At 67.2% G+C, this 1,984-nt stretch carries 5 protein-coding genes; 2 read left to right on the top strand and 3 right to left on the bottom strand.

Annotated elements, in window-relative coordinates:
• Positions 1-479: guanylate kinase (locus tag FLX08_RS39735; protein ID WP_142625407.1), on the top strand; the 479-nt coding region annotated here is incomplete at its 5' end.
• Between the two features lie 158 nt (positions 480-637).
• Here the strand turns inward: FLX08_RS39735 and FLX08_RS39730 are convergent.
• Genes FLX08_RS39730 through FLX08_RS39720 form a run of 3 tightly spaced genes read right to left on the bottom strand, consistent with a single transcriptional unit; the run spans position 638 to position 1,559 of the window.
• Positions 638-925, bottom strand: coding sequence for a hypothetical protein (locus FLX08_RS39730; RefSeq protein ID WP_244313241.1), 288 nt, complete (start codon positions 923-925; stop codon positions 638-640).
• 59 nt (positions 926-984) lie between these two features.
• Positions 985-1,314 carry a hypothetical protein gene (locus FLX08_RS39725; protein ID WP_142625406.1) on the bottom strand — a complete coding sequence of 110 codons (330 nt, stop codon included), beginning with the start codon at positions 1,312-1,314 and terminating at the stop codon, positions 985-987.
• On the bottom strand, positions 1,311-1,559 hold the full coding sequence (locus FLX08_RS39720) for a hypothetical protein (protein ID WP_142625405.1): 249 nt from the start codon (positions 1,557-1,559) through the stop codon (positions 1,311-1,313). Before FLX08_RS39720 ends, FLX08_RS39725 begins: the two co-directional genes overlap by 4 nt.
• Positions 1,560-1,659: 100 nt before the next feature.
• Here FLX08_RS39720 and FLX08_RS39715 point away from each other — a divergent pair.
• Positions 1,660-1,984, top strand: a 325-nt coding sequence (locus FLX08_RS39715) for a GntR family transcriptional regulator (RefSeq protein ID WP_142625404.1), incomplete at its 3' end; no start/stop codon positions are given.

The following is a 1,984-nucleotide window of genomic DNA, read 5'->3' as shown; positions in this document are numbered from 1 at the left end:
ACGAGTTCGTCACCGCCGAACGGCTCGACGAACTGCGTCGCGAAGGCCGCTTGCTGCTGGAGACCCACCGGTACGGCAACGTGTACGCCGTCGACCGCCGGCACATCGAAGACATGACCGCCGCCGGACAGGTACCGGTCGCGCACATGGGCAACATCGCCGACCTACGCCGCCTCATCGGCCGCAGGCCGGACGCGTGGCTGCGCGTGCTGCTGTGGGTTCCCCGCGAGGTCAGCGGGCAGCGTTCGGAAGGCCGCGGAGACGCCGACACCGTCCAACGGCTAAAAGCCTGGGACGAGACCCTCGCCGACCTCACCGCCAATACCGACGACGGCTTTTTCCATCTCCGCATCGACACCGACCGCCTGGACGTTGAGACGGCCGTACGCGAGATCACGAGAGCGTTCCTCACCCTGGCCAAGGCCGCCGACCCGACGCCTCATCAGCCGAAGAGCGCGGCCGTACATCGGGAGGGATGAGATCGGCACGCCACCAGGTGCCGCATCCGCAGCACTGCGCGCCGCCGGGAGGGTCATCACCGGTCGAGGTCCAGCAGACATCGACGTGGGCGCATCCCGCCAGCGCCGCACCCTCTGCGCGGCGCTGGCGGGACGGCGAGCCCCGGCGGCATGCGTCGTCATCGCGCCTGACCAAGCAGAATCCTCGTCCACAGGTGCTCGGCGGCAGGGGGGCGGAGCCACTCGCTCTCCTCGATGAGCACCCCGTCCGAGCGGTCGTAGCGCCGCACGAACATCAAGCCGCCCGCTTGGCACAGCTCATAGACGACAGGTTGGCAGTCGCAGGTGTGCCGGCGGACGCGGATGGAAGCCGCCCGAGGCAGGCTCTCCAACCACTCGATCTCCTCACACTCGCGCTGTTCGGCGGCTGGATGAATTCCTACGCAGGCCGCGATCAGCTCAAGCACATCAGACGGTTTCCGCGGACGGCGATTCGCAGGCGGGGGAGTGTTCTTGGCCACCGGCATCACCACGGCAGCGAGGAAGATGAAGGATCACGGCGAAGCTCGGCATAGCGCGTGGCGATCCGCTGCGCCGCCGTCTTTACCGCAAGCGCTCGGCATCCGGTGTAGATCCACCGGCCCGAACGCTGCGAGACGCGGCCGGTCCACCAGCGGTAGCGCCATCCCTCCGGCCCCCGCTCACACCACACCACGAGGTGAAGCCACACCGACAGCAGTGCGACACCGTCACCCTCGTGAACGTCGGCGACGACACCAAGGCGTTCCAGCTCGCCCCTGAGTTGCTCGGCCACCACCAAAGCGGGAGAGCGCGTGGGCGTCGCCACCAGGCTCAAGCTTCACCGTCCTGGCTGCTTGCGGTGATCGCGAGGCGTGAAGCGATCTCGTTCTGTCTTCCCAGCTCAAGCGCCAAGGAAGGTGCATCATCGCTCCACACGGTCTGCGCCAGACCAGCGCTGAGCTGCTCAGCGCTCAGTGATACCGCCCGCCGCGTTGCGTACCAGCCCTGAGGGCCCGTCTCGCTTGCCCCGCGCCAGATCACCCAGTCCGGAAACTGCGCTGCAAGGTCCTGCACCGTCATGAGCCACCCGATCAAGAGGGAACCATTCCTCAGTCACAGTAGCTATGTACGTACATACGTGCAATGGGATGCGCCTATACTGCTACGTAGCTTCGGCGCTATGACGATCGACCCCAGCGCCGACCGCCCGGTCTACAAGCAACTCGCCGACCTGATCCGGGCGCGCATCGAGGCGGGGGAGTACCGCCCCGGACAGCGGCTCCCCGCCGAGAGCGATTACGTCGCTGAGTACGGCATCTCCCGCGACTCGGTACGCCGCGCTATCGCAGTGCTGAGGGGAGAGGGACTCATCGTGACGGAGCTGCGAGGCTCACGCGTCCGGGAGCAGGGAGAGGCTGTCATCGTCTCCATCACATCCGGCGCCCAGGTAACAGCCCGCATGCCAACCGAGCCCGAGCGCCGGCAACTCGGCATCGCCGAAGGCG

This window comes from Microbispora hainanensis, assembly GCF_006874475.1.
Lineage (GTDB): Bacteria > Actinomycetota > Actinomycetes > Streptosporangiales > Streptosporangiaceae > Microbispora > Microbispora hainanensis.
Note: the sequence above shows the minus strand (reverse complement) of the source record. Positions and strands in the feature narration are given on the sequence as shown.

What these genes read in the sequence shown, in the direction of transcription:
- FLX08_RS39720 (WP_142625405.1), bottom strand. Translation starts at nt 1,559, where the DNA reads ATGACGGTGCAGGACCTTGCAGCGCAGTTTCCGGACTGGGTGATCTGG.